General features: G+C 69.4%; 20 protein-coding genes. 9 read left to right on the top strand and 11 right to left on the bottom strand.

The window, feature by feature from the left end:
- Positions 1 to 5 precede the first annotated feature (5 nt).
- Complete coding sequence (locus AB0I12_RS28175; protein ID WP_359935096.1) at positions 6 to 3,059, bottom strand: LuxR C-terminal-related transcriptional regulator; 3,054 nt, start codon at positions 3,057 to 3,059, stop codon at positions 6 to 8.
- 94 nt (positions 3,060 to 3,153) lie between these two features.
- Here AB0I12_RS28175 and AB0I12_RS28170 point away from each other — a divergent pair, with 94 nt between their 5' ends.
- A complete protein-coding gene (locus AB0I12_RS28170) occupies positions 3,154 to 4,590 on the top strand; it encodes an Nramp family divalent metal transporter (protein WP_359935094.1) in 1,437 nt (478 codons plus the stop codon).
- Here the strand turns inward: AB0I12_RS28170 and AB0I12_RS28165 are convergent.
- The gene (locus AB0I12_RS28165; RefSeq protein ID WP_359935092.1) at positions 4,565 to 5,476 is read right to left on the bottom strand and encodes a LysR family transcriptional regulator; all 912 of its coding nucleotides are present in this window, start codon (positions 5,474 to 5,476) and stop codon (positions 4,565 to 4,567) included. The genes AB0I12_RS28170 and AB0I12_RS28165 overlap by 26 nt on opposite strands.
- A gap of 72 nt (positions 5,477 to 5,548) precedes the next feature.
- On the opposite strand from AB0I12_RS28165, the gene AB0I12_RS28160 reads away from it, so the two are divergent.
- Entirely contained in the window at positions 5,549 to 5,803 is a 255-nt protein-coding gene (locus tag AB0I12_RS28160; protein WP_359935090.1) for a hypothetical protein, read from the top strand.
- Positions 5,804 to 5,824: 21 nt separating this feature from the next.
- Here AB0I12_RS28160 and AB0I12_RS28155 read toward each other — a convergent pair whose 3' ends face one another.
- Together AB0I12_RS28155 and AB0I12_RS28150 are read right to left on the bottom strand one after the other, a co-directional pair.
- Positions 5,825 to 6,598, bottom strand: coding sequence for a hypothetical protein (locus tag AB0I12_RS28155; RefSeq protein ID WP_359935088.1), 774 nt, complete (start codon positions 6,596 to 6,598; stop codon positions 5,825 to 5,827).
- A gap of 64 nt (positions 6,599 to 6,662) precedes the next feature.
- Positions 6,663 to 7,592, bottom strand: a complete 930-nt coding sequence (locus tag AB0I12_RS28150; protein ID WP_359935086.1) for an SMP-30/gluconolactonase/LRE family protein — start codon at positions 7,590 to 7,592, stop codon at positions 6,663 to 6,665.
- A 101-nt stretch (positions 7,593 to 7,693) separates the two neighbouring features.
- Here AB0I12_RS28150 and AB0I12_RS28145 point away from each other — a divergent pair, with 101 nt between their 5' ends.
- Positions 7,694 to 9,103 carry a three-helix bundle dimerization domain-containing protein gene (locus AB0I12_RS28145; RefSeq protein WP_359935084.1) on the top strand — a complete coding sequence of 470 codons (1,410 nt, stop codon included), beginning with the start codon at positions 7,694 to 7,696 and terminating at the stop codon, positions 9,101 to 9,103.
- Here AB0I12_RS28145 and AB0I12_RS28140 read toward each other — a convergent pair.
- Positions 9,094 to 9,996, bottom strand: coding sequence for an SMP-30/gluconolactonase/LRE family protein (locus tag AB0I12_RS28140; protein WP_359935082.1), 903 nt, complete (start codon positions 9,994 to 9,996; stop codon positions 9,094 to 9,096). The genes AB0I12_RS28145 and AB0I12_RS28140 overlap by 10 nt on opposite strands.
- Before the next feature lie 76 nt (positions 9,997 to 10,072).
- On the opposite strand from AB0I12_RS28140, the gene AB0I12_RS28135 reads away from it, so the two are divergent.
- The 4 genes from AB0I12_RS28135 (at position 10,073) to AB0I12_RS28120 (ending at position 13,671) form a co-directional block, all read left to right on the top strand.
- Complete coding sequence (locus AB0I12_RS28135; protein WP_359935080.1) at positions 10,073 to 10,507, top strand: Lrp/AsnC family transcriptional regulator; 435 nt, start codon at positions 10,073 to 10,075, stop codon at positions 10,505 to 10,507.
- A gap of 74 nt (positions 10,508 to 10,581) precedes the next feature.
- The gene (locus AB0I12_RS28130) at positions 10,582 to 12,357 is read left to right on the top strand and encodes a biotin carboxylase N-terminal domain-containing protein (RefSeq protein ID WP_359935078.1); all 1,776 of its coding nucleotides are present in this window, start codon (positions 10,582 to 10,584) and stop codon (positions 12,355 to 12,357) included.
- Between the two features lie 3 nt (positions 12,358 to 12,360).
- Complete coding sequence (locus AB0I12_RS28125) at positions 12,361 to 12,753, top strand: VOC family protein (protein WP_359935076.1); 393 nt, start codon at positions 12,361 to 12,363, stop codon at positions 12,751 to 12,753.
- 69 nt (positions 12,754 to 12,822) lie between these two features.
- A complete protein-coding gene (locus tag AB0I12_RS28120; protein ID WP_359935074.1) occupies positions 12,823 to 13,671 on the top strand; it encodes a peptidylprolyl isomerase in 849 nt (282 codons plus the stop codon).
- Between the two features lie 71 nt (positions 13,672 to 13,742).
- On the opposite strand, the gene AB0I12_RS28115 is transcribed toward AB0I12_RS28120, so the two are convergent.
- The 3 genes from AB0I12_RS28115 to AB0I12_RS28105 all read right to left on the bottom strand — a co-directional run bounded on the left by AB0I12_RS28115 (position 13,743) and on the right by AB0I12_RS28105 (position 17,606).
- Positions 13,743 to 14,837, bottom strand: coding sequence for a glycoside hydrolase family 76 protein (locus AB0I12_RS28115; protein ID WP_359935072.1), 1,095 nt, complete (start codon positions 14,835 to 14,837; stop codon positions 13,743 to 13,745).
- 184 nt (positions 14,838 to 15,021) lie between these two features.
- Positions 15,022 to 16,206, bottom strand: a complete 1,185-nt coding sequence (locus AB0I12_RS28110) for a SpoIID/LytB domain-containing protein (RefSeq protein WP_359935070.1) — start codon at positions 16,204 to 16,206, stop codon at positions 15,022 to 15,024.
- Entirely contained in the window at positions 16,203 to 17,606 is a 1,404-nt protein-coding gene (locus AB0I12_RS28105; RefSeq protein ID WP_359935068.1) for a peptidoglycan recognition protein, read from the bottom strand. The genes AB0I12_RS28110 and AB0I12_RS28105 overlap by 4 nt, the downstream gene beginning before the upstream one ends.
- 153 nt (positions 17,607 to 17,759) lie before the next feature.
- On the opposite strand from AB0I12_RS28105, the gene AB0I12_RS28100 reads away from it, so the two are divergent.
- Complete coding sequence (locus tag AB0I12_RS28100; protein WP_359935066.1) at positions 17,760 to 18,599, top strand: hypothetical protein; 840 nt, start codon at positions 17,760 to 17,762, stop codon at positions 18,597 to 18,599.
- A 54-nt stretch (positions 18,600 to 18,653) separates the two neighbouring features.
- Here the strand turns inward: AB0I12_RS28100 and AB0I12_RS28095 are convergent, their stop codons facing one another.
- Both AB0I12_RS28095 and AB0I12_RS28090 read right to left on the bottom strand, forming a co-directional pair.
- Positions 18,654 to 19,550 (bottom strand): hypothetical protein, encoded by an 897-nt coding sequence (locus AB0I12_RS28095; protein WP_359935064.1) that lies wholly within the window; start codon positions 19,548 to 19,550, stop codon positions 18,654 to 18,656.
- Positions 19,551 to 19,570: 20 nt separating this feature from the next.
- Entirely contained in the window at positions 19,571 to 20,470 is a 900-nt protein-coding gene (locus AB0I12_RS28090; protein WP_359935062.1) for a hypothetical protein, read from the bottom strand.
- A 697-nt stretch (positions 20,471 to 21,167) separates the two neighbouring features.
- Here AB0I12_RS28090 and AB0I12_RS28085 point away from each other — a divergent pair.
- The gene (locus tag AB0I12_RS28085; RefSeq protein WP_359935060.1) at positions 21,168 to 21,659 is read left to right on the top strand and encodes a hypothetical protein; all 492 of its coding nucleotides are present in this window, start codon (positions 21,168 to 21,170) and stop codon (positions 21,657 to 21,659) included.
- Positions 21,660 to 21,811: 152 nt separating this feature from the next.
- Here AB0I12_RS28085 and AB0I12_RS28080 read toward each other — a convergent pair whose 3' ends face one another.
- A complete protein-coding gene (locus AB0I12_RS28080; RefSeq protein ID WP_359935058.1) occupies positions 21,812 to 23,428 on the bottom strand; it encodes a DUF222 domain-containing protein in 1,617 nt (538 codons plus the stop codon).
- Positions 23,429 to 23,747: the final 319 nt, after the last annotated feature.

The raw sequence follows: 23,747 nt of genomic DNA, 5'->3' as shown, positions 1-23,747 counted from the left end.
GATGCTCAGGGCTTCCTGAGCGACGCCAGTTCGGTGCGGTTGGAGACGCCCAGCTTCGCGTACACGTGCGCCAGGTGGGTCTTGACCGTGCCGCGGCTGATGAACAGCCGCTCGCCGATCTCCGGATTGCTGAGCCCCTCGACAGCGAGGGCAACCACCTGCTCCTCGGTCGGCGTCAGGCTGGCCCAGCCCGACGACGGCCGCCCGCGAGCTCCGCGCGTACGGCGGACGTAGGCGACGGCGTCGTCCATCGCGAGTGGTGGCTCGTCCGACGTCGGCAGGTCGGGACGGTCGGCCGGTGTCGCGAGGCCGAGCTCGACACGGGCGGCGGAGGCTGCGCCGGCGAGCCGGGCCGCGTCCGCTGCGCGGTTCGTGTGGTTCGCCAGCAGGGCAAGGGATTCCAGGCTGTCGACGACGTACGTGCGCAGGCCGCGGTCGACGCGGATCGTGAGGGCCTGGTGGAGCAGGTCTGCCGCCCGGTCCGGGTGGTCGGTGATCGCGATCCGGCCGAGCTGATCGAGCGCGTCGGCCAGGATCCGCGGCAGGTCGTACCGGCGCGCCAACTCGGCGGCGCGTTCGAGCAGCGCGGTGGCATCGTGGCCGCGAGCGCGTTCCGCCGCGGCGACCGTCGGCAGCAGCATCGCGGGCGCGAACGTCCCGGCGAGCGGGCTGTCCGGCGCGGTGTCGCGGGCCAGCCACTCGACCGCGGCGTCGTACTCGCCGGTCCAGTACGAGATCAGGCTCATCGCCTGCCCCAGATTCGGTACGACGGCGCCCGCGGTCTCGGCCAGCTCGAGCAACGGTCGCATCAGCGCTCGCGCGTCGTCGGCGCGGCCCGTTCTGACCAGCAGCGTCGCCAGATGCGCGCGAGCCGTGCCGACGCGATGGAAGTCGGCGAGGGGCTCGGCCGCGGCGAGAGCACGCTCGGCGACTTCGACCGCCCGCAACGGCTCCCCGGTGGAGAACAGGCTCTCGGACCAGACGGTCAGCACGGTGGAGGCGATACCGCGTTCACCGCTGGTGATCAGGCCGTCGGCGGCGCGGTCGAGCAGCGGGCGGAGCTCGTCGTGGCGGTCCCACAGCGCAACCAGTACGCACTGCAGCGCAACGTTCGCGTTCCGGGCTGCTTCGTCGCCGATCCCGTCCGCGAGGCGTACTCCCTCGGTCGTCAGGTCCCAGGCCTTCCGGAAGTCGGTGAAGAACTCGCCGACCGCGACCAGTGCCAGGAACAGCGAACGCAGCCGGTCGTCACGCAACTCGGTCGCGAGCTCCAGCCCGCGGCCCGCGGCGTCGTACCCGAACGGGTCGACGGTGTCGGCGACGGTCGCGTACGCGTACAGCAAGCGGGCCTGGAGCAACGTCCGGTCGTCAGGTGCACTGTCGATCGCGCGGCGCAGGTAGCCGATGCCCTCGGCGCCGGTCGCCTGGAGGTTCCACAGCCATCTCAGCGCGGCAGCCAGTCGCCGGGCGCGTTCCGGATCGTCCGCGGCGAGGCCGTGTTCCAGCGCGGCGCGGAAGTTCTCCCGGTCCGGCTCGATCAGAGCACGCCAGGCGTCGCGATCCTTGTCCAGCAAGGGCTCCGCGGTCTCCGCGAGCTGGAGAGAGTGGTCGAGGTGCCGGTCGCGTACGTCGTCGGCGTCCGCCAGGCGAGTCGCCGCGTACTCGCGGATCGTCTCCAGCAGCCGGTACCGCCCGCCTTCGGCAACAACGAGCGATTTGTCGACAAGACGCGCGAGCGTATCGAGTACGGCGCCCGTCACGGCCGACGCGGCGTCCAGGGTGAAACCGCCTGCGAAGACCGCGAGGCGGCTGAAGACGCGACGTTCGTCCTCGTCGAGCAGGTCGTAGCTCCAGTCGATCGATGCGGCGAGCGTGCGCTGGCGGGCCGCGACCCCGCGAACGTTCTTCGTGAGCAGACCGAACCGGTCGGCCAGGCCTGCTTCGATCTGCGGCGGTGTCAGGGTTCGTGTCCACGCGGCGGCGAGCTCCAGGGCGAGCGGGATGCCGTCGAGCCGCGTGCAGATCGCCCGAACAGCGTCCGACCCAGCGTCCGACTCAGCCGCCGACTCCGGCTCCGGCTCGGCCGCGGTGGTCGCGGAGCGTTCGAGGAACAGCGCTCGGGCTTCCTCCGGAGCCAACGGCGGGACGCGCCAGATCGTCTCGCCGGGGACGTCCAGCGGCTCGCGGCTGGTGGCGAGGATCGAGAGTTCGGGACAGCCGGTCTGCAACGCGGTGACGAACTCCGCGGCACCGTCGACGATCTGCTCGCAGTTGTCGAGGCAGACGAGGGCTCGCTTGGTCCGCAGTTGGCCGATCAGCAGGCGATCTCCGGACTCCACCAGCAGACCGCTCGCGGCGGCGACCGCCTCGGGAATCTGGGCACTGTCCGTCACCGCGGACAGGTCGACCCACCAGACACCGTCCGGCCAGCGCTCGGCCAACTGCGCAGCCGTTTGCGCGGCCAGGCGGGTCTTCCCACTGCCGCCAGGGCCTGTCAGCGTGACGAGCCGGCTGCCGGCGAGCTGTGTGCGGAGGGCGGCGACCTGGGTCGCGCGGCCGACGAAGCTGGTGAGCATGACCGGAAGGTTGTTCGGCACCAGGTCGAGAGAACGCAGCGGCTCCGTCGTTGTGGTGAGCTCGAAGATCCGCTCGGGCGAGCCGAGGTCCCGCAGCCGGTGCAGGCCGAGATCACGCAAGTGCTCAGCGGCGGATTCGCCGGCCGTCGCAGTTGTTGCGGTTGTTGCGGTTAGCAACGTTTGCCCGGCGTTGGCCAGTGCCAGCAGGTGTTCGGCGTGTCGAACCGCCGGCCCGGTGGTCGGTGCGGTGTGCAGGGCGATCCGCAGGAGTTCGCCCGCTGGTACCAGCGAGGCCGCCTCACGGAGCGTCTCGGCGGCAGCGATCGCTTCGGCCGCGTCGTCGTACGCCAGGACGGGCCACCCGGCGTCCCGGCGTACCAGGCGCTCCCCCGATAGTTCCGCTGCCAGGCCGGCCAGCCGTGCGTACGCAGGCGCGCTGGCGGCACCGGCGTACGACGCAACGAGAACTGTCACCCCACCCATACGCGTCAGTCTGCCATTCGGCTGTGTCGGGTCGCCCTTGTCGACAGTATTCGCTACCCTCGCGAAGCAGGGGGTCGAGACTGTGAGGAGCCTGATGGCAGACATCAAGTCGACTGACCACGGACGATTCGCACTGCCCACCAAGAACCTGCCCGCACCGCAGGTTCGCGACCTTCCCGAGCCGCCCAGCAAGACCTGGAAGATCATCGGCCCGGGCATGGTCGGCGCCGGCGTCGGACTGGCCTCGGGCGAGTTCATCCTCTGGCCCTACATCTCCAGCCAGGTCGGCCTGGTGTTCCTCTGGGGCGCCGTGGTCGGCGTGGTGGTCCAGTGGTTCCTGAACATGGAGATCGAGCGGTACACGCTGGCAACTGGTGAGACAGCGTTGACCGGCTTCAACCGGTACGGGAAGCACTGGGGCCTGTTCTTCGCGATCATGACGTACTTCGCGAACCTCTGGCCCGGCTGGGCGACGAGCTCGGCGAGCATGCTGACGTACTTGTTCGGCGGCGGCGACCCGCGCTGGATCGCGATCGGCATGCTGGTGGTGATCGGGGCGATCCTGACCCTGGCGCCGGTCGTGTACGTGATGCTGGAGCGGCTGATCGCGGTGAAGATCGCGGCCGTCGCGCTGCTCGTCGTACTGGCGCTGGTGTTCGCGATCCGCGGCAAGACCTACAGCGCACTCGGGGACGCGGTGACGCAGCCGCAGTTCCCGGCCGAGCAGCTCGGGTTCGCGCTGGTGATGGGCGCGATCGCGTACGCCGGCGCGGGCGGCGGGCAGAACCTCGTGCAGAGCAACTGGATCCGCGACAAGGGCTTCGGGATGGGCGTGCACGTGCCGCGGCTGACGTCGCCGGTGACCGGCGAGACCGAGGCCGACCCGACCGCCAACGGGTACACGTTCCCGCCGGACGACGAGAACCTGGCCCGCTGGAAGCGCTGGTGGAAGTTCGCGAACCTCGAGCAGGCGCTGACCTTCGTGGCGATCACCGTGGTGACGATCGTGTTCACCTCGATGCTCGCCCACGCGACGCTGTTCGGGAACAGCGACGTGAAGAACAGCATCAGCTTCCTGAAGATCGAGGGCACGACACTGCAGACGATCGTCGGCGGCTGGTTCGGGTACCTGTTCTGGGCGATCGGCGCGTTCGCGCTGTTCGCCGCCGCGGCCGGCATCGTCGACTACACGTCCCGGCTGGCGGCCGACATGGTCAAGGCCCGGTACCTGCGCGACTCGGCCGTCACCGAGTCCAAGCTGTACTTCTGGCTGGTCTGGGGACTTGTTGCCTTCGGCATCATCGTGCTGCTGGCCGGTCTCACCCAGCCGCTGGTCCTGCTGGTGATCTCGGCCTGCACCGCCGGCACCATGATGTTCGTGTACTCCGGGCTGCTGTGGTGGATGAACTCCAGAGCCCTCCCGCACGCCATCCGAATCACCACCTGGCGCTCGGCGGTCCTGTGGTTCTCGTTCCTGGCCTTCGGCTTCCTGGCCGTCTTCACCGTCATCGACCAGGTGAAGAAGCTCTAGACATCGCCGGAAACCGCCGGCGGGCCAGCGTGTCGAAAGCGCGACCCGCCGGCGAGGCGCCGGAAGCCGGCGAGATCAGCAGCAGCCGGCGCTCCAGTGCCGGGGCGGTGAGCCGCCGCCGGACGACACCGGTGGCGCCGTCGAGCGCCGATCGCGGCAGGACGGCCACGCCGACCTGCTCGGCGGCCAGCGCGACGACAACCCCGAGATCGCTGCTCTCGGCGACGATCCGGGGCGCGAACCCCGCCGTCCGGCAGGCGGCCTCGAGGGTTGTGCGGAGTTTGCTGGCGTGAGTGAGCGTGACCATCGGCTCGTCACGCAAGGCTGCCAGCTCGACCGTACGACGGCGTGCGAGGGGGCTGGACGGGTGCAGCGCGACCACGACGGGTTCGCGGTCCATCACCAGGGCCCGCAGGTCGCCCGGCGGATCGTCGTACGGACCGAGGCCGATCAGGGCGACGTCCAGCCGACCGGCCCGCACACCGTCGAGCAGCCCGTCGGTCTCGCCCTCGGCAACGGACAACTCGATCGCCGGATGATCCCGGTGGAACGCACCGAGCAGCCCGATGATCCGGCGATCCGGCAACGGCTGCACCAGACCGATCGCGAGCCGGCCGGTGATCAGACCGGACAACTCCGCGACCGCCTCCCGGGCGCGATCCGCGCCGAGGAGCAGCGACCGGGCGTGTGGCAGCAACGCCTCACCGGCCGGGGTCAACGTCACGGCTCGTCGGTCCCGGACGAACAGCCGTTCCTTCAGCTCTGCTTCGAGGCGCTGGATCTGCTGGCTGATCGCCGGTTGGGCGATCGCCACCCGCTCGGCCGCGCGGGTGAAGTTGCGTTCCTCCGCGACGGCGAGAAAGTAGGCCAGCTGCCGAAGTTCCATAAGCAGATCCTATGACGACCAGCAGCAACAGGTCTTGGACTTATCGACCTGGTCACTCGTAGCGTCGTGGTCATGAACACTTCAGAGGTCGTACCGGTCCGGCGGGTCGGAGGCCGGATCGCCGCAACGCTGTTGGCCTGGCTGGCCGCCTACTTGATCGTGACGGTACTGCTGCTGGTCGCCGGCCACTGGCTGGAATCTCTGCCGGTGGCGGTGCGGGCGTTGTTGATCAGCGGTGTCCTCGTGACCGCTATGACGAACCTCGTCATGCCCGGGCTCGGGCGGGTCTCCGCGCGAGTGGCGAACCGGTCCGGCCGGAGGAACTGACCAGACCGGTTCACTCGCGCGTCAGTGGCCGAGGAAGTCGACCACGGCTTCCTCGGCCGCGGTCCGCCGGACCACCTCGACGCCCTCGCGGACCTTGCGATAGACGTCGACGGCTGCCCGCAGCGCGCGCAGACAGTCCTCGGGATCCGCGTCCGCGAGCGTGGCACGCAACTGCGGCACGAGGTCGGGCGCGAGCGTCTCGAACCGCCGGACGCCGGCCGGTCTCGCCGTCCGGCCGAGCGTGGCCAGTGGCGCGATCGCCGCCGAGCGGAGCGCGTCGAGGGCCCCGATCGCCTCGAACAACTCCCCGCGCGCGATCTTGACGGCGGTGTAGTGCACCCAGCACCAGAACCGGTCCTCGATCCACTGCGGATCCGGTTGCGGCCAGGCCGCCGCGCTCTCCTGCCGGATCCGGTCGACGGTCCCGTCCCGCTGCCACAGGACGACGCCGTCCTCGACCCGCGTCCGCAGGCCGTCCGGCGTGACGAACTTGAGGTCGACGTGCAGGAGCGGCGGCCCGTAGAGCGCGATCAGCAGCCGCGGCTCGCCGACGTGCTCACCGGTGAAACTCGTCAGCAGCGGACCGACCCGGCCCGCGAACTCCTTCGCCTCGGCGAGGCACGCGGGCTGACCTTCCGCCGTACACACCAGCACCAGGTCGAGATCGGAGTACTCGTCACTGGTGCCGGTGGCGACCGATCCGCCGGCCAGCACCGCCAGCACCCGCGGGTCCCGCTCCGCCTCGGCCACCACGTTGTCCGCCACCACCCGGAGATGTTCCGGAATCATGCTCACCAGTCCTCCTTGGATCAGGTCAGCAGGCCATCATCACGCAGCCTCGGGTCGGTGAGCGACCGAATTATCTTCGCGGGCCGTAGGCCTCCGGGGCTCCGTTGGCGGTGGTGAAGAGGGAGTAGACCGAGGTGGTCGCGGTGAGGAACAGGCGGTTGCGCTTGGGGCCGCCCCAGGTCAGGTTGCTGACGGTCTCGGGGACCAGGAGCTTGCCGAGCAGGGTGCCGTCGGGGTGGTAGATGTGGACGCCGTCCGCGGCCGAGGCCCAGATGCGGCCCTGGGTGTCGAGGCGGATGCCGTCGAAGATGCCGTTGCCGCACTCGGCGAACAGCTCGCCGCCGCTCAGCTTGTCACCGTCGACGGTGAAGACGCGGATCGTCGCCTCCTCCGAATCGGTGATGTAGAGCAACGACTCGTCGACCGAGAACGCGAGCCCGTTCGGCCGGTTGAAGTCGTCGGCGACGCGGGTCAGCACACCGTCCGGCGAGACCCGGTACACGTGGCAGCCGCCGGTCTCGATCTGGCCCTGGTACCCCTCGTAGTCGCTGTCGATGCCGTACGCCGGGTCCGTGAACCAGACCGATCCGTCGCGCTTGACCACCACGTCGTTCGGGCTGTTCAAACGTTTTCCGTCGTACTCGTGGGCGAGCACGGTGATGCCGCCGTGGTGCTCGGTCCTGGTCACGCGGCGATTGCCGTGCTCGCAGCTCACCAGCCGGCCCTCGGTGTCGCGGGTGTGCCCGTTCGTGTTTCCGGCCGGATTCCGGAAAACGGAAACCTGGTACGACGTCTCGTCCCAGCGCAGGATCCGGTCGTTCGGGATGTCGCTCCAGAGCAGGTACCGGCCGGCGGCGGAGTACACCGGGCCCTCGACCCAGCGGCCGCCGGTCCACAGCCGTTCGAGCCGGCTGTCGCCGCGGATCCCGGCGAACCGGTCGTCCAGCTTCTCCCAGACGGCCGGTGCGGTCCCTGCCAACGGCTCGAGAATTCCCGTCATCACGACTCCTCGCGAACTCGGCTGCAACGCTCGCCGACGAGCCTAAGCGGTTGGCCCTCCCCGGCGAAAAGATGTGCCTGTCCATCGAGACAGTCATCGTGATGCGGAGACATCCCTTGAAGCTCGACACCGTCCGCGAGGACAGGGCCATCGAGAACCTCACCAGCAGGCTGACCGAGTCCTTCGCCGACATCCATACCCCCGAAGACATCGAATCCGCGATCCGCACCGCCCGCGAGTCCTTCGCCGGCGACCCGGTCCGCGACTACGTACCGATCCTGGTCGAACGCATCGTCCGCGACGAACTCACCCCGAAACCCGAGCCTGTGGAACAACCGGACCGGCGGTCGAACTGGACCAGACCGCCGTCGGGCGGGCCGATCAGCACCACCGCGGGCGCGCCCCGCCACCGTTTTCCGATTGCCCTGCCGGCCGCTGTCGCCGGCGTGCTTGTCGCCGCCACCGTCGCGACCGTGCTCGTCGTACGTTCCGGTGACGACGTCCAGGCGCAGACCGGACAGGTCACCCTCCGCGGCGTGATCGGATCCGAGAAGCGCGCGTTCTTCGAGGATCCCGACGTCAAGGCCGCGCTCGCCGAGCACGGTCTCGAGGTGCGGGTCGACACCGCCGGGTCACGCGAGATCGCCACCTCGGTCGACCTCGGCGGCTACGACTTCGCGTTCCCGTCCAGCACCACCGCGGCGGAGCGGATCCTGCAGCCGGCGGCCGGCCGGCCGGCGGTGAGCGGAAAGAAGTACAGCGTTTTCTCGTCGCCGATGGCGATCGCGACGTACCAGCCGATCGTCGACCTGCTGTCCGCGACCGGGATCGCGAAGCAGGTCGACGGCACCTGGTACTTCGACGTCCGCAGGTACGTCGACCTCGCGAAGGCGAACTGGCGGTGGACGAACGTCCGCGGCAACACGACGTACCCGGTGAACAAGCGGATCCTGATCACCACCACCGATCCGCGCACCTCGAACTCGGCGGCGATGTTCCTGGCGATCGTCAGCTACGTGGCCAACCACAACAGCGTCGTGCAGAGCGCGGCGGACGAGCGGAAGGTGCTGCCGCTGGTCGCACCGCTGTTCGTCAACCAGGGCCACACGGACAACTCCAGCGAGGGCCCGTTCGACGACTATCTGTCGCTCGGCATGGGCCAGTCGCCGATGGTGAACATCTACGAGGCGCAGTTCGTCGACGCCGCCGTACAGCGCAAGCTGAAGCCCGGCATGGTGCTGATGTACCCGTCGCCGACCGTGCAGTCCAAGCACACGCTGATCGCCTTGAACGCGAACGGTGAGAAGCTCGGCGAACTGCTGTCGACGGACCCCGAGCTGCAGCGGCTCGCGGCCCGGCACGGGTTCCGGACCGCGGACCAGGCCCAGTTCGCGAACGTGGTCAACCAGTACGACGTCCCGGTCGTGAAGGACGTCATCGACGTCGCGGACACCCCGACGTACGACGCCCTGGAGAGAATGCTGGACGCGGTGTCCAAGTCCTACCGCTGAGCCGTCGACAGCCACGACCACACGGACGTGGTCGCGGTGATGAACAGGCGGTTTCCTTTCGGGCCGCCGAAGGTCAGGTTGGAGACCACGTCCGGCAGCAGCAGCTTGCCGATCAGCGTGCCGTCCGGGTCGAAGCAGTGCACCCCTTCGTGGGTCGCCGCCCAGACCCGGCCGGCGTTGTCCAGCCGGATCCCGTCGAACATGCCGGCCTCGCACGGCGCGAACACCTCGCCGCCGATCAGCTTGTCGCCGTCGACGTCGAACCGGCGGATGTGCTTCGCGGGCGTGTCGACGACGTACAGCCGGGACTCGTCGTTCGAGAACGCCAGCCCGTTCGGCCGGACGAAGTCGTCGGCGACGACGGTCAGCGCGCCGTCCGGCCCGATCCGGTAGACATGGCACCCGTCGATCTCCTGCTCGGCGGCGTGGCCCTCGTAACTCGAGGTGATCCCGTACGGCGGGTCGGTGAACCAGATCGAGCCGTCGCTGCGTTCGACCACGTCGTTCGGGCTGTTGAGTCTGCGGCCCTCGAAGTGTGCGGCGAGCACGGTACGGCGGCCGTCGTGCTCGGTCCGTACGACCTGGCGGTCGCCCTGCGAGCAGCTGATCAGGCGGCCGGCGCGGTCGATCGTGTTGCCGTTGACGTAGCCGGACGGCTCGCGGAACACGCTGACGTGACCGGAGCTCTCGTCCCAGCGGAGCATCCGGTCGTTCGGGATGTCGCTGAACACCAGGCAGCGCCAGGCCGGCGAGTACGCCGGTCCCTCGAGCCAGCGGCCGCCGTCGTACAGGCATTCGAGGTACTCGTCGCCGGCGATCGCGCGGAAACGGTCGTCGAGCACCACCAGGTCGGCCCGCAGCCGTCGCGGCGCGGCGTTGATCGTGATCGTCATGAACCGAACGCTATCCTGTTGCGGACAATTCAGATAGAACGAGATTTGGTTTGTGACGGACATGACAATAGATGATGTGGATCGCGGCCTACTCGCCGCGTTGCAGGACGACGCCGGCCAGTCCTACGCCGCACTCGGCCAGGCGGTCGGGCTCTCGGCCGGATCCGCCCACGAACGGGTCCGGAAACTCAAGGCGGCCGGTGTGATCCGGCGGACGACGGTCGACGTCGACCCGGCCGCGGTCGGGCTCGGCGTGCTGGCGTTCGTCCTGCTCGACGCCGGCGCCTGGATGGGCGACGAGCCGACACTGCAGGCGTTGCGGTCGATCCCCGCCGTCGAGGAGGCGCACATCATCGCTGGTCCCGCGTCGGTGCTGGTGAAGGTCCGCACGGCGACCACCGAGGACCTCCAGGCGACCCTGCGCGCCCTCCATCAAGTGGACGGGGTGACCAGCACTCAGACAATCGTGGTGCTGGAGACCTTCTTCGAGAAACAACCCGCCGCACTGTGATCGTGGTGTGAGCAACACCCTGCTCCCAGGACGGCCGCTTGACCCTAGACTCGGGCCACCGAAGGGAGTCAGCTGTGACCGACAGCAAGCAGATCACCAAGGTGCTGGTCGCCAACCGGGGCGAGATCGCCGTCCGGGTCGTCCGGGCCGCCGCCGACGCGGGGCTGAGCAGTGTCGCCCTGTACGCCGACCAGGACCGCGACGCGCTGTTCGTCCGGCTCGCCGACGAGGCGTACGCGCTGGACGGGTCGACACCGGCCGACTCCTACCTGAACATCGCCAAGATCCTCGACGTGGCCGCCCGGTCGGGCGCCGACGCCGTGCACCCGGGCTACGGGTTCCTGGCCGAGAACGCCGAGTTCGCGCAGGCCGTGATCGACGCCGGCCTGATCTGGATCGGGCCGCCGCCGTCGGCGATCGACTCGCTGGGCGACAAGGTCAAGGCGCGGCACATCGCGGAGAAGGTCGGCGCGCCGCAGGTCCCGGGGACACCGGATCCGGTCGCGGACGCCTCCGAGGTCGTCGCGTTCGCGGAGCAGTACGGTCTGCCGATCGCGATCAAGGCGGCGTACGGCGGCGGTGGGCGCGGCATGAAGGTCGCGCGCACGCTGGACGAGGTGCCCGAGCTGTTCGAGTCGGCGACGCGCGAGGCGGTCAGCGCGTTCGGTCGCGGCGAGTGCTTCGTCGAGCGGTACCTGGACAAGCCGCGGCACGTCGAGACCCAGTGCCTGGCCGATGCCCACGGCAACGTTGTCGTGGTGTCGACGCGGGACTGTTCGCTGCAGCGCCGCTACCAGAAGCTCGTCGAGGAGGCCCCGGCGCCGTTCCTGTCCGACGAGCAGCTGGAGATCCTGTACTCGTCGTCGAAGAAGATCCTCCGCGAGGCCGGGTACGTCGGCGCCGGGACGTGCGAGTTCCTGGTCGGGCAGGACGGGATGATCTCGTTCCTCGAGGTGAACACCCGGCTGCAGGTCGAGCACCCGGTCTCCGAGGAGGTCACCGGCCTGGACCTGGTCCGCGAGATGTTCCGGATCGCCCAGGGCGAAGAACTCGGGTACGACGACCCGGAAGTCTCCGGCCACTCGATCGAGTTCCGGATCAACGCCGAGGACGGCGGGCGCGGGTTCCTGCCGGCGCCCGGGACGCTGACCCGGTGGCACGCGCCGTCCGGTCCGGGTGTGCGCCTCGACGGCGGGTACGACCAGGGCGAGACGGTGCCGGGCGCGTTCGACTCGCTGGTCGCGAAGCTGATCGTCACCGGGCGGGACCGCACGCAGGCGCTGGAGCGGTCGCGGCGGGCGCTGCGTGAATTCGTCGTCGAGGGCATGCCGACCGTGATCCCGTTCCACGCGTCGGTCGTGTCCGACCCGGCGTTCGTCGGCACCGACGGGTTCACGGTCCACACCCGGTGGATCGAGACCGAGTACGACAACCAGCTCACGCCGTACGAGGGCCCGACCGCCGAGGCGCCGACCGACGCCGAGCGCGAGAAGGTGACCGTCGAGGTCGGCGGCAAGCGGCTCGAGGTCGTTCTCCCCGCCGGGCTCGGTGCGCTCGGCGCGACCACGGCCGCTGCCGGGTCGAAGAAGAAGCCGGCGCGGCGCGCCGGCGGTACGAAGAACTCGGCCGCCTCCGGCGACTCGCTGACGTCGCCGATGCAGGGCACGATCGTCAAGATCGCCGTCGAGGAAGGCGCCACGGTCGCCGAGGGCGACCTGATCGTCGTGCTCGAGGCGATGAAGATGGAGCAGCCGCTGAACGCCCACAAGTCCGGCACCGTCACCGGCCTCACCGCCGAGGTCGGCGCCACCGTCACCGCCGGCGCGGCCATCTGCGAGATCAAGGACTGACCCGTGCCGGAGGCGGGGGCGGCGCCCGAGCCGGTGCCGGTGATCGACGCGGTCGCGTTCGACTGCGAGGATCCCGACGGGCTCGGGCAGTTCTGGCAGGCGCTGCTCGGCGGCGAGCTGCGCCCTGACCAGCACGGCGTCACCGAACTGCACGGCGGCCGGGTGCGCCTGGACTTCGCCCAGGTCGCCGAAGGCAAGCAGGTCCGCAAGAACCGCGTGCACCTCGACCTGTACGTCCCACCCGACCGCAAGGACCAGGCGGTCGCCAACGCCCTCCGCCTCGGCGCCACCCTCGCCGACGACATCTATGACGGCGACCTCTGGCGAGTCATGCGGGACCCCGAGGGCAACGAATTCTGCTTCGTCTGGGGCGCCGGCTCCCCCACCCGCACCTGATGCGTACAGACAGTTCTCAGGTTTTCGCTGTAGGTTCCCTCCAGGCGTTTCGGTGAGGAGGCTTACTGCATGTCCAAGAAGACCCATGAGCAGCAGCTGGCGGCGCGGAAGGCTCGGCGGCAGGCCGAGCGGGAGGCCGAGCGGCGGCGGCAGCGGCGGAATCTGGGGATCACCGTGTCCGCGATCGCAGTGGTGGTCGTGGTCCTCGTGGGGGTCTTCGTGGTGTTCGGGGTGGGCGGTGACGACGAGCCGGCCGCGACGCCCTCGGTCGCCCCGGAGAACAAGCCGGCCAGCATCCCGACTGCGATGGCGGCGGCGCCCAAGCGGGAGACTCCGCTCCCGGCCGAGGTGAGCTGCGCGTACAAGAAGACCGGCGAGGCGGCCGCGAAGAAGGTCGATCCGCCGGCCGACGGCAAGACCAAGGCATCGGGTACGTCGAAGGTCAGCCTGAACACCTCGATCGGCGACCTGCAGCTGACGCTGGACAGCGCGCTGGCGCCGTGCACCGTGAAGAACTTCCTCAGCCTGGTCGGGCAGAAGTACTTCGACAACACCAAGTGTCATCGGCTCACGGTCGGCGAGGGCCTGCAGGTGCTGCAGTGCGGCGACCCGACCGGAACCGGCTCGGGCGGCCCCGGGTACAGCTTCGCCGACGAGGTCTACCCGACGCTGAAGTACGGTCGCGGCATCCTCGCGATGGCGAACTCGGGCGCCAACACGAACGGCAGCCAGTTCTTCATCGTGTACGGCGACGCGTCGGGCCTGACCCCGCAGTACACGGCGTTCGGGACGATCGACGAGGCGAGCCTAAAGCTGATCGACAAGGTCGCCCAGGCCGGTGTCATCCCGCAGAACGGCCCGCAGGACGGCACTCCGGTCACGCCGGTCGACATCAAGTCGGCCACGACAGCAGCCTGAGAAGAGGCAACCGCGCCGCCCGTCCCCGGTTCCGGGGGCGGGCGGCGCGGCCTTTGTGCGAGAGCTCGGGGTCAGGCGAGCAGGTGGTACTGCGAGCGGGGCCAGGCCAGCAGGGCGTGGATCTGTGTAATGCCCGACTGCTGCAGGAGTTCCACCGAGCCGTCGTGGAACTTGTAGAGGTTCGTGGCGGGGTCCCGGGTGGTGTTCCAGTTGTAGTCGGCGTAGGACTGCATCGCCTTGCGGTAGCGAGGATCCGGCGCGACCGAGTCGAGGATCAGCAGGTTCTTGAACCAGATCGAGTTGAACGCGGCGCCGTTCTTGGCGAGGATCTCCGGCGTGTTGTAGAACGCCAGCGACGCGTTCGCGACCGACTTCGCGTCGCGCAGGTAGCGGGCGTCACCCGTTGCCTTGAACAACAGGACGCCGGCGCCGAGCATCACGCCCTGGTTGTAGCTCCACTGCGTCTTCTCGATGGTGCCGGCCAGGTCGATGTGGTCCCAGTACAGCCCGTTCGGCGCGAGCATGCAGGTCTGCGCCCACTGGTACATCCGCTGCGCCCAGGTCAGGTACGACTTGTCCCGGGTCAGCAGGTACAGATGCGCCCCGAGCTCGGCGCCCGGACCGTTCGACACCGTGTTGCGGTCCTGGCTCCACGGCGCCTGGGTCCAGTACACGCCGCCCGCGCACGGGTGCGCCGGGTCGGTGTCCCAGCCGTGCACGACGAGCGCGAAGATCTCCTTCGCACGAGCGAGCGCAGCGCGGTCACCAGTCCGCTTGAACCGCTGGATCAGGTTCAGCCCGATCCACTCGTTGTCGTCGTAGAACTTGTCCCCGCCCTGACCGTTCGGCGGCCGGACGTAGGAGTCGTAGCCGGTCGGCGTCGTGCCGGCGTTCCAGTAGAACTCGTACGCCGCGAGTCGCCGGTCGGCCTCCGCGGCACCCGCGCGGCCCGCACCCGGCACACCCGCGAGGTTCTCGGCCGCGATCGCCGCCTGCGAGTACGGCCAGACGTACGAGTACGGGTTCGACCCGGTCCTGGGGTAGTCCTCGAGCAGCAGCCCCTTCCCGGCGTCGAAGTAGGTGTTGATCGCGTCGTACGACGCGCGCGCCCGGGCGGCCGCGGTCGGGTCGGTCCCGGCCGACTCACCGGCACTGGCCGTGGTCATGTTCAGCGATCCGAGGACCGCGACCGCGAGCACTCCAGCGGCCAGACGAGTTGATATACCAATTTTCCTGCGCATCGACCTGCTCCTCTTGGGCGGTGATTGACAGCGATGTCATGTTCTAACCGGCGCATCGCTGCCTCGTCAATGCCTCAGCCGCCTCGGGACGGAGCCAGCAGTTGGTATATCAAGAAGTGCGAGCCGGGAAACTGATCCACGCGGACCGCAGGTGGAGCCGGATCCGGACCTGGTCGGCGGTGAGAACACGTTTTCCGCGCGATCCGGCGGCCTCGACGGTGAGTGCCCGCCCGCCGCCCGGGCCGACGCCGGTCCGTTTCAGGACCCGGACGTAGCGGATCGCGCCGACGTCGAAGACCGCCTGCAGCTCGGCCGCCGTCCGGGTCACGGTCCAGGACACGTTCGGGTTCCCGTTCTTCGGGTACGCGTCCCAGCCGTCCACCTTCGTCACCTGGTACGGCGCGTCGCCCGCCGCCGTCGCGCCGCCGTTCGACGAGGAGAACTCCGCGATGATCGGCTTGCCCTGGTACAGCCGGACCTGGCCCGCGGTCGCCGCGATCGCGGTGTTCGTCGACGTCTCCTCCGAGTCGTACCCGCCGTACACCTGGCACGACGTGGTGTCGCACAAGTCGTACGCTTTCCGCGCCGCCCGGGCACGATGGAAGGCCGAATAGGTGCGCGCGGCAACCGATTGCGCCTGCAGCGCGGCCGGCCGCCAGCTCGAGACCGACTCCCGCGGTACGACGCCGCGCAGGTAGTTCTCGAGCGGCAGCACGTTGACCGTGTCCAGATGTGTCCCGGACACGTCGATCGCCCGGAGCGCGCCACGGTACCGGCGGATGACGCCGCTCGGCAGCACCAGCCCGATCACGGCGGCCCCCTCGAACTGCGCCATCCCGGAAAACGTCTTGTAGAGCGACCATTTCCGGGTCTTCGCGTCGTACGAACTGAGCTTCGTGCCGTGGTCGCCGTTCGGGTCGATCGACCACTGGTTCCGTGTCGATGCTCTCGGCAACGGATAGACCTTGCCGGTGGCCAGCGAGCGGACCGCCAGCCCGTTGACCGCGCCGACCCGGACCCCGTCGGTGGTGTCGGCGCTGATCCGGACCCGGATGCTGCCGGTCGCCTTCCCGGTGGTCGTTCCGGGGTAGTAGAAGTCGAGGATCTGCCGTGCCGACTTCCCGGCCAGCGCGGCGCCCTGCGCGCCGTACTGCGACAGCCCACGACCGTGCCCGAAGCCGCGACCCATGATGGTCGTGTCCGGCGCCGCCTCCGGCACGACCTCGCGCGCCTGCGCGGTCGCGCTGATCACCGTGGACGACAGAACGACAGCCGCGATCACACGTTTCCTCACGACACTCTCCCGTAGACGAGCTGAACCTGCCGGTCACGCCGGTCCCAGACGAGCCACCCGCGCTGGAACTTCTGCCGCGCCCCGCCCGCGACCTGGTACGCCTCGGTGATCGGCAGCCCGATCCGCGCGCTCCCGGCCCCGAGCCGCCGGAAGCGGGTCCGGAAGGCGCCCGCGGTGGAATGCGGGCCGGTGGCAACGGAGTAGAAGACGTCGCGAGTGCCGAAGTAGGCCGCCCGCCCGGTCCGTGTCGGATGCTCGCCCCAGAACGGCTGTCCGATGTTTCGGAAACCGAGTTTCTGTGCGAACACATAGATCGGTGTCGTGAAACTCCCGCCCATCAAGGTGTTCACGCGCTGCTTCAGCCAGCCGAGCTGCTTGTACAGCTGGGTTCCCGGACACGCGGTCGGCTTCGTGTCGCGGTGCCCGGAAACCGTGTGCAGACGATTTCCGTCGAGCACCACGGTGGCCAGCGGCGAGCGGTAGTTGGCGTCCAGCTTCCAGGCGATCACGCGCGCCGTGGACTCCAGCATCGCTGCCGGCGGTGCGGTCTGCTCGAAGTTTCCGATCACCGCGACTCCGAACGAGTTCGCGTTGTACGACGCCGTGTGCGCGCCGAGCACCGGCAGTTGCGCACCGCCGGCCCGGCCCTCGAAGATCCGGCCGAAGCGGTCGACGAGGAAGTTGTACCCGAGGTCGCACCAGCCGCGGCTCTTCACGTGGTACGCGTACATCGCCCGCACCATCGCCGGGACCTGCGTGCGGGTGTAGTCGTTCCGATCGGCGGTGTGATGGACGAACGCCGCCAGCACGGTCGTCGTGTACTTCGGCCGTACACAAGAGGCTCCGTTGTACGCACGCAGCCGCTCGTCGGCACCCCAGCGCTTCCGGCTCACCATCAACGGCATCGGGTACGGCGCCTTGCCGGCCTGCGCCTCGACGCCGCCGACGTCCTCGGAATCGGACCCGAGCACGCCGGGCTGGATCAGCACCACCTTCGCACCGGCCACCGCGGCGCCGGCACCGGTCACCGCGCTCGCCTGCACACCGGTGGCATCCGCGACCCACAGCGGTTCGGTGCCGGAGCGCGCAATTCCTTCGGGTGCCGATGGATCCGGGCCGTGGTCGTCCTCGACGTGCAGGGTCTGCCAGTCGGTCCACTTCCCATCCCGTTCGACGCGGACCCTCGCGGACACGTCCCGGACGCCGTCGGGCCAGGTGATGCCGACCATTCCGTACGGTTCGGTCTGCGCGCGGACGGACAGGCCGTCGAGCGGAATCTCCTGGTAGGACCGGCGCGACGGATCGGGCGACGGGTTCTCGTGCGCTAGCGGGACCAGTGCGGCCGCGGTCAGCACCAGCGGCAGCAGTCGCGTGGTCTTGCCCATGGCGGTGATGCCCATCTATGACCTTCCGGCGGGGTCGGACAGACGCTGGGCGGCGCGACTTCGATTATGCGCCGCGGGTGACCGCTTTCCGGGGATTCGATCACCCTGCGTGGCGTCTTGAGGGGTTGGATAGGCTCTCCCCAAAGAGCCCCCGAGAAGAGGCCCGACATGGAATTCATCCTCCTCATCGCCGTCGTGGTGATCGCGGTGCTGGCGTACCGCTCGTACCGCCGGACCCAGCTGCAGAGCAAGAAGCAGCACGAGATCACCGCCGCTGAACTCGAGGCGGTCAAGCGGACCGCGGACGAGGACATCACCCGCTTCGGCGAAGAACTGCAGGACCTCGACCTCGAGATGGTCGGCAAGGACCTCGGCGACGGCGCGCGGCAGGACTACCAGCGCGCGCTGGACTCCTACGAGTCCGCCAAGCAGGCGATCGGTCAGGTCACCCAGGCCGACCAGATCAAGCACGTGGTCGAGATCCTCGAGGACGGGCGGTACGCCGCGGCCTGCGTGAAGGCCCGCGTGGCCGGCGAGCCGCTGCCGCAGCGCCGTCCGGCCTGCTTCTTCAACCCGCAGCACGGCCCGTCGGTGGTCGACGTGATGTGGTCGCCGCCGGGCGGTGCCCCGCGGGAGGTGCCGGCCTGCGCGGCCGACGCCGAGCGGGTCCGCGCCGGCGCCGAGCCGGACGTCCGCAAGGTCATGGTCGGCCCGCAGCGCGTTCCGTACTGGGAGGCCGGCCCGGCCTACTCGCCGTACGCGCAGGGCCTGTTCGGCGGCGTCGGCGGCGTGCTGACCGGCATGTTCATCGGCACGGCGCTCGGCGGCATGTTCGCCGGCGGCGGGTACGGCGACTACGCGGCCGGCTACGAGGACGGGATGGCCGACGGCGGCGGCGACGGCGGGGACGGCGGCGGGGACTTCAACCCGTTCGACGGCGGCGACGGCGGCGGGGGCGACGGCGGCGGCTTCGACTTCGGCGGCGGGGACTTCGGCGGCGATTTCTGAGCACGACAAGGCCCCGGTGACCAAGGCTTAGGTCACCGGGGCCTTGTGCTGTCCTCACTCGCCGAACAGCGGGGCGTTTCCCTCGGCGGTGTTCAGGAAGTAGACCGGGTCCTTGAAGTCGCCGGGCACCTTGCCCAGACCCTTGATCACGGTCGCTGCGCCGTTGGCGTGACCAACGGCGTACAGGTACGCCGAGCCGCTGTCCTTGTCGACCGCCGCGAGCAGCGTGCTCTGCGCGCCGCACTTCTCCGCGACCAGGTACTCGAAGCCCTGCCACGTCGACGTGCGGACCTTCTTCACGACCGGCTGCCCGCTGACCGGGATGTGGATCGTGTAGAGCGCGCCGCCGTTCGTGGTGGCCAGGAAGGTGTCGTACGTTGGCTGCTCGCTGATCAGCGCCATCGTCTTCACCGACGAGTACCCCGCCCAGCGCGACATCACCCGGGTCTTCGGAACATACCGGTAGAGCACGCCGTCGCCGCGCAGCCGGTACTCCGCCCCACGGAAGACCTTGCCCCAGTACGACGAGGTCTCGATCGCCTTGTAGCCGATGTACCCGACGCCGCGGGACTTCAGCGAGGTGAACGGCTTGCCGGTCGAGTCCACACCGTACGAGCCGCCGTACAGCGTGCCGCTCACGATCACGTCGCCGTACACCGTGTAGTCCGCGCCGACGCCGAGCGAGTTGGTCCAAGTGGACGCGAGCTTCGCGAGGCCCGGCGAGAACATGTGCGGACCGGTCGACCGCCTGACGGTGGCGGGCGACGTGGCGGTGACTGAAGCGTTGGCCATATCACCGGCGGCCGTGATCGAGCCGAGGTTGATCGAGCAGGCCACGGTCGCGGCGGTCGTCGCGGTGGTCGCGGCGCTCGCCGTACCGGCCGGTGTCGCGGCCAGCCCGCCGAGCAGCAGGGCTGAGGCCGTGACAGCAGAAGCCCGGTTGAATTTCATCGAATGCCTTTCGTGGGTTGTCACTCGCCGAACAGCGGTGCGTTTCCTTCGTAAGTGCTGAGGTAGTGGACGGGGTCGGTGAAGGTGCCGGGCACCTTGCCCAGGCTGTTGATGACGGTCGAGGCGCCGTTCGCGTGGCTGACCGCGTACAGGTACGCCGAGCCCGAGTCCTTGTCGATCGCGGTCAGGAGCGTGCTCTGGCTGCCGCACTTGTCGGCGACCAGGTGCTCGAAGCCCTGCCAGGTGCGGCTGCGTACCTGCTTGACCACCGGCTTCATCGGCGTCGCCACCGGGATGTGGATCGTGTAGAGCGCTCCACCGCGGGTGTTCGCCAGGAAGGTGTCGTACGTCGCGGTCTCGCTGATCAGCGTCATCGTCTTCACCGCCGAGAAGCCCGGGTACGAGCTGACTTTGCGGAAACCGTCGGTCCAGCGGAACAGCACGCCGTCGTTGCGCAGGCCGTACACCGCGCCGCGGAACGTCTTGCCCCAGTAGAACGACTCCTCGACCGCGGTGAAGTTGCCCCACCCGCCGCCGATCTTGCTCAGCGTGTTGATCGTCGAGCCGTCGGTGTCCTCGCCGTACGCCGCGTAGTACAGCGACGAGTTCAGGACGACGTACCCGGAGTCGCGGTACCCGACCGGGTTGAGGACCGTGTAGGTCCAGGTCGAGCTGATCTTGGCGATGCCTGGGGTGAACAGGTGCCGGCCCACCGTGCGCTTGGCGGTCGGCGGCGTGGTCGCGGTGACGGTCGTGTCGGCGAGGTCGCCACCGCTGGTGATGGATCCAACGGGAATCTGGCAGGCGGCGGTGACCCCGGCCGGCGCCGTGACCGCGGCACGCACCGGCGCCACGGCAAACCCACCGAGCAGCAGGGTGGTGGCCGCCGCGACGAAGCTTCGTCTCAGATAGCTCTTCACACCTCACACGATGCAACCACCCACACAGAAGTTGCGCCGCCATGTCCGGCAACCTCGAGCAGCTCTGTCAGAGAAGAGATCCAGGGGGCGTGGCCGGCTTCGCCGGTCGGCCGTAGGTTTGTCTGCGGGGCGCAGTTGTGTCACCGGTCTGTTCAGTCAGCTGATAGGCCGTGAAGTGTGCCGGTTCGCTCGATAGCGGCTGAAGTCGGCCGGCGTGTGATCGGTGTCAACGTGGCGCACGCGCAGTGCAGCGAGCGTGTACGACGTTGACACCGATCAGCGCAGGCTGACGCTTGGTCCGTCGAGCGGACAGCTGCTGCGCACACGGGGCTGAGGCGCGGTTCACGCCGTGAGGTGGGGACGCTGTCCGATGTCGTTGCTTCAGATGGCTCTCGACCCGTCGACGTCGGCGGTGGCTGTGGATCCTGGCAAGGTGATGAACCGGGTCTGAGTCGGTGATGGTTCAGGTCCATTCGAAGATCCAATGTCGCTGCCAGTTTGTCGTCCTGGGGTCGAGAGGCTGGACCAACTCCTGTCTGGGCGGCTAACTGGGCGGCTAACTGGGCGGCTAACTGGGCGGCTGCCTGGACGCCTGCCTGGACGCCTGCCTGGACGCCTGCCTGGACGCCTGCCTGGACGCCTGCCTGGACGGTTGGCTGGACGGTTGGCTGAATTTGGTGATGCGGGTGGGAGGCCGGTGATCGCGATCGGGGCGATCGGGGCGATCGGGGCGATCGGGGCGATCGGGAGCCTGCACCGGGCATGGGCGCATGGGTTGGAGCGCCGCCATCCCGGCGAGGTGCAGTTGTTCACGCCGTCGGAGAACAAGGCCGCGCGGATCCAACTGGGGTCGGAGAGCTTCAGGACCGATGGACAGGGATTGTGCCGCGTTGAGCTATCTGGCCAGCCAAGGCGCCGGGCGGGTGCTGGTGAGTTGGAGGTGGAGGTGTTGCGAGCGGTGGTGCGGCACCGACGCTGGTTGGTCACTGACCGCAAGGTGGCTCAGCAGCGTCTGCACGGCCAGTTGAACAACCTGGTTCCGGGGCTGTCCGCACCGGCTGGGCATGCTGGATATTGCCGCGGCCTGGCTGTTGAACGCCCGCCCGGGCAGGCGGTCCTGGCCCGCGCGTGCATTCACCTGCACGGCGGTGTCGGGCGAAGCTGCCTGAAGGCGGAACTGCGGTGTTGACGAACGGGAACTCGGCGGTTCGGTGTGGGCGACGAGTCGGGCCGCCCGCTGCCGGCGGCGGCTGGAAGGATTCCGGCGTCTCCTGACCTGCCGCAGCACAACGGCCTCCTGCCCGGTTGCCTGCGGGTAGGAGGTTGTTGTGTTCTCTGGTCTCAGCCGGTGGCTGCGAAGTCGGCCGCTTGCTGGAGGGCAGCCTCGTCGGCCCGCCATCGCGAGCGGTCGGCGACGGTCTCCACCACGACGCCCTCGACCGCCCGCAGGCCGGCCTCGGCGAACCCGCTGGGCTCGGTGGACTCGGTGGACTCGGTGGACTCGGTGGGCTCGGTGGGCTCGGTGGGCTCAGACTGCGGTGAGCTTGTCGCGCTGTCTGGTGGCCGGGCGCGCGGAGGCGCGGTGCGTCGCGCCGCGGCGGGGGTGGGTCCGGCTTCGGCCCAGCTCGGGCGGGCGACGTGGACGATGCCGTCGAGGATGGTGATGTGCCAGCGGCCCCTGTGCAGGTCGACGTGGTGGCGGCGGCACAGCAGAGCCAGGTTGTCGACCTTGGTGTCGCCGCCGTCGATCCAGGAGATCAGGTGATGGGCGTCGCACATGACCGGCGGGGCTCCGCAGACCACGCAGCCGCGGTCGCGGGCGTCCAGGGCACGACGCATCGCCCCGGTGACCAGCCGCACGCGGCGCCCGACATCCAGCGGTTCGGAGTTCGAGCCCAGCACCAGCGGGATGATGTTCGCGTCGCAGGCCAGCCGCCGGATCGTCGCCGCGGAGAGTCCGCCGCTGTAGACGGTGTGGCCGATCGCGTCCGCGGTCGCGGACCTGAGGTCTTCGAGGTCGATCGTGACGGTGATGTTCGCCTTCGCACCGTGCCCGGCCACCCGACCACCCGTGCCTGCGGCGCCGGCTGTGCCCGCGCTACCCGCGGCGGGTCCGGCGCGTCCGGCGGTGTCCAATGCAGCGGCGGCGATGCCCAGGGCGGTGGACAGCGCGTCGGCCTGCCGCTTGTCACGCGGCCGCGGATCATGCTCGCCATCGACGGTCTTGTGCGGGCGAGCACCGGCATGCACGACCGCGCGCAGGAGCTCGGCGTTCTCGTTGGCCAGGAACCCCTTGAACTTCACACCATTGTCCGCAGCCGACAGCGTCAGCGACTCCCGTTCATACGCCTTCAGCTCCTCGGGCTCGGGGCCGTCGGAGTCCAGCAGGTCAGCGATCTCCTTGGCCGCGGTGCGCAGCTCGCCGGGCGACAAGTGACCGGCCAGCCCGACCAGCTGCTCCGCGGCCGCGTCCAGGTGCTCCACCGGCACCCGCGACCGCACCCGCTCCAGCCCGAACACGATCGCCGCCGCCTGCGCCGGCCGCAGCAGCCAACCACCACCAGTACCGTCCCCGGATCCACCGTCCCCAGATCCGCTGTCGTCGGGCACGCCGTCGTCGGATCCGCTGTTGTCGGATCGGTTGTCGTCGGGTGCGTCGGTGGTTGCGGAGGAGGCGGTGCGGTCGAGGGCGGTCGCCACGGCCGGGTAGTGCGGGGCGGTCTGGGCGAGGCGGAGGGTGCGGCGGGCGGCCGGTGGGTCCAGGCGGTACCGGAAGCGCAGGAGTTCGGCGGTGTCGCGGGCGCCGAGCTCCTGCGCGTACCCGGTGGACTCGATCGCGGCGACCACGCTCAGCCGGTACGCCTCCAGGCGGGCGAGCTCGGCTTCCAGCGTGTCGAGGGTGGACAGCAGTTCGCCGCCACTCATCGACCACGCCGGCCGCTCGCCTAGAAGTTCCATGCCACTGACTCTAGACGGTGCCACCGACAGTTTCCGAGCCGGAATCCCCTTATTTTGTGGGCTTTTCGGGGGCCCACACCAGCAAACACCACGCGCCACTCGACGGCACCCGCTCGGCCCGCGTCGCCTGGGCAGGCAAGGCCGGAAACCAACTCGCCGACCTCCTCGCGATCCAGCCCCATAGGAACAGTTTCCGAGCCGGAATCCCCTTATTTTGTGGGCAATTCGGGGGCCCACACCAGCAAACACCACGCGCCACTCGACGGCACCCGCTCGGCCCGCGTCGCCTGGGCAGGCAAGGCCGGAAAACCAACTCGCC

Origin of the sequence: Kribbella sp. NPDC050459, assembly GCF_040655315.1 — a bacterium.
In the GTDB taxonomy this organism is placed as follows: Bacteria; Actinomycetota; Actinomycetes; order Propionibacteriales; family Kribbellaceae; genus Kribbella.
Note: the sequence above shows the minus strand (reverse complement) of the source record. Positions and strands in the feature narration are given on the sequence as shown.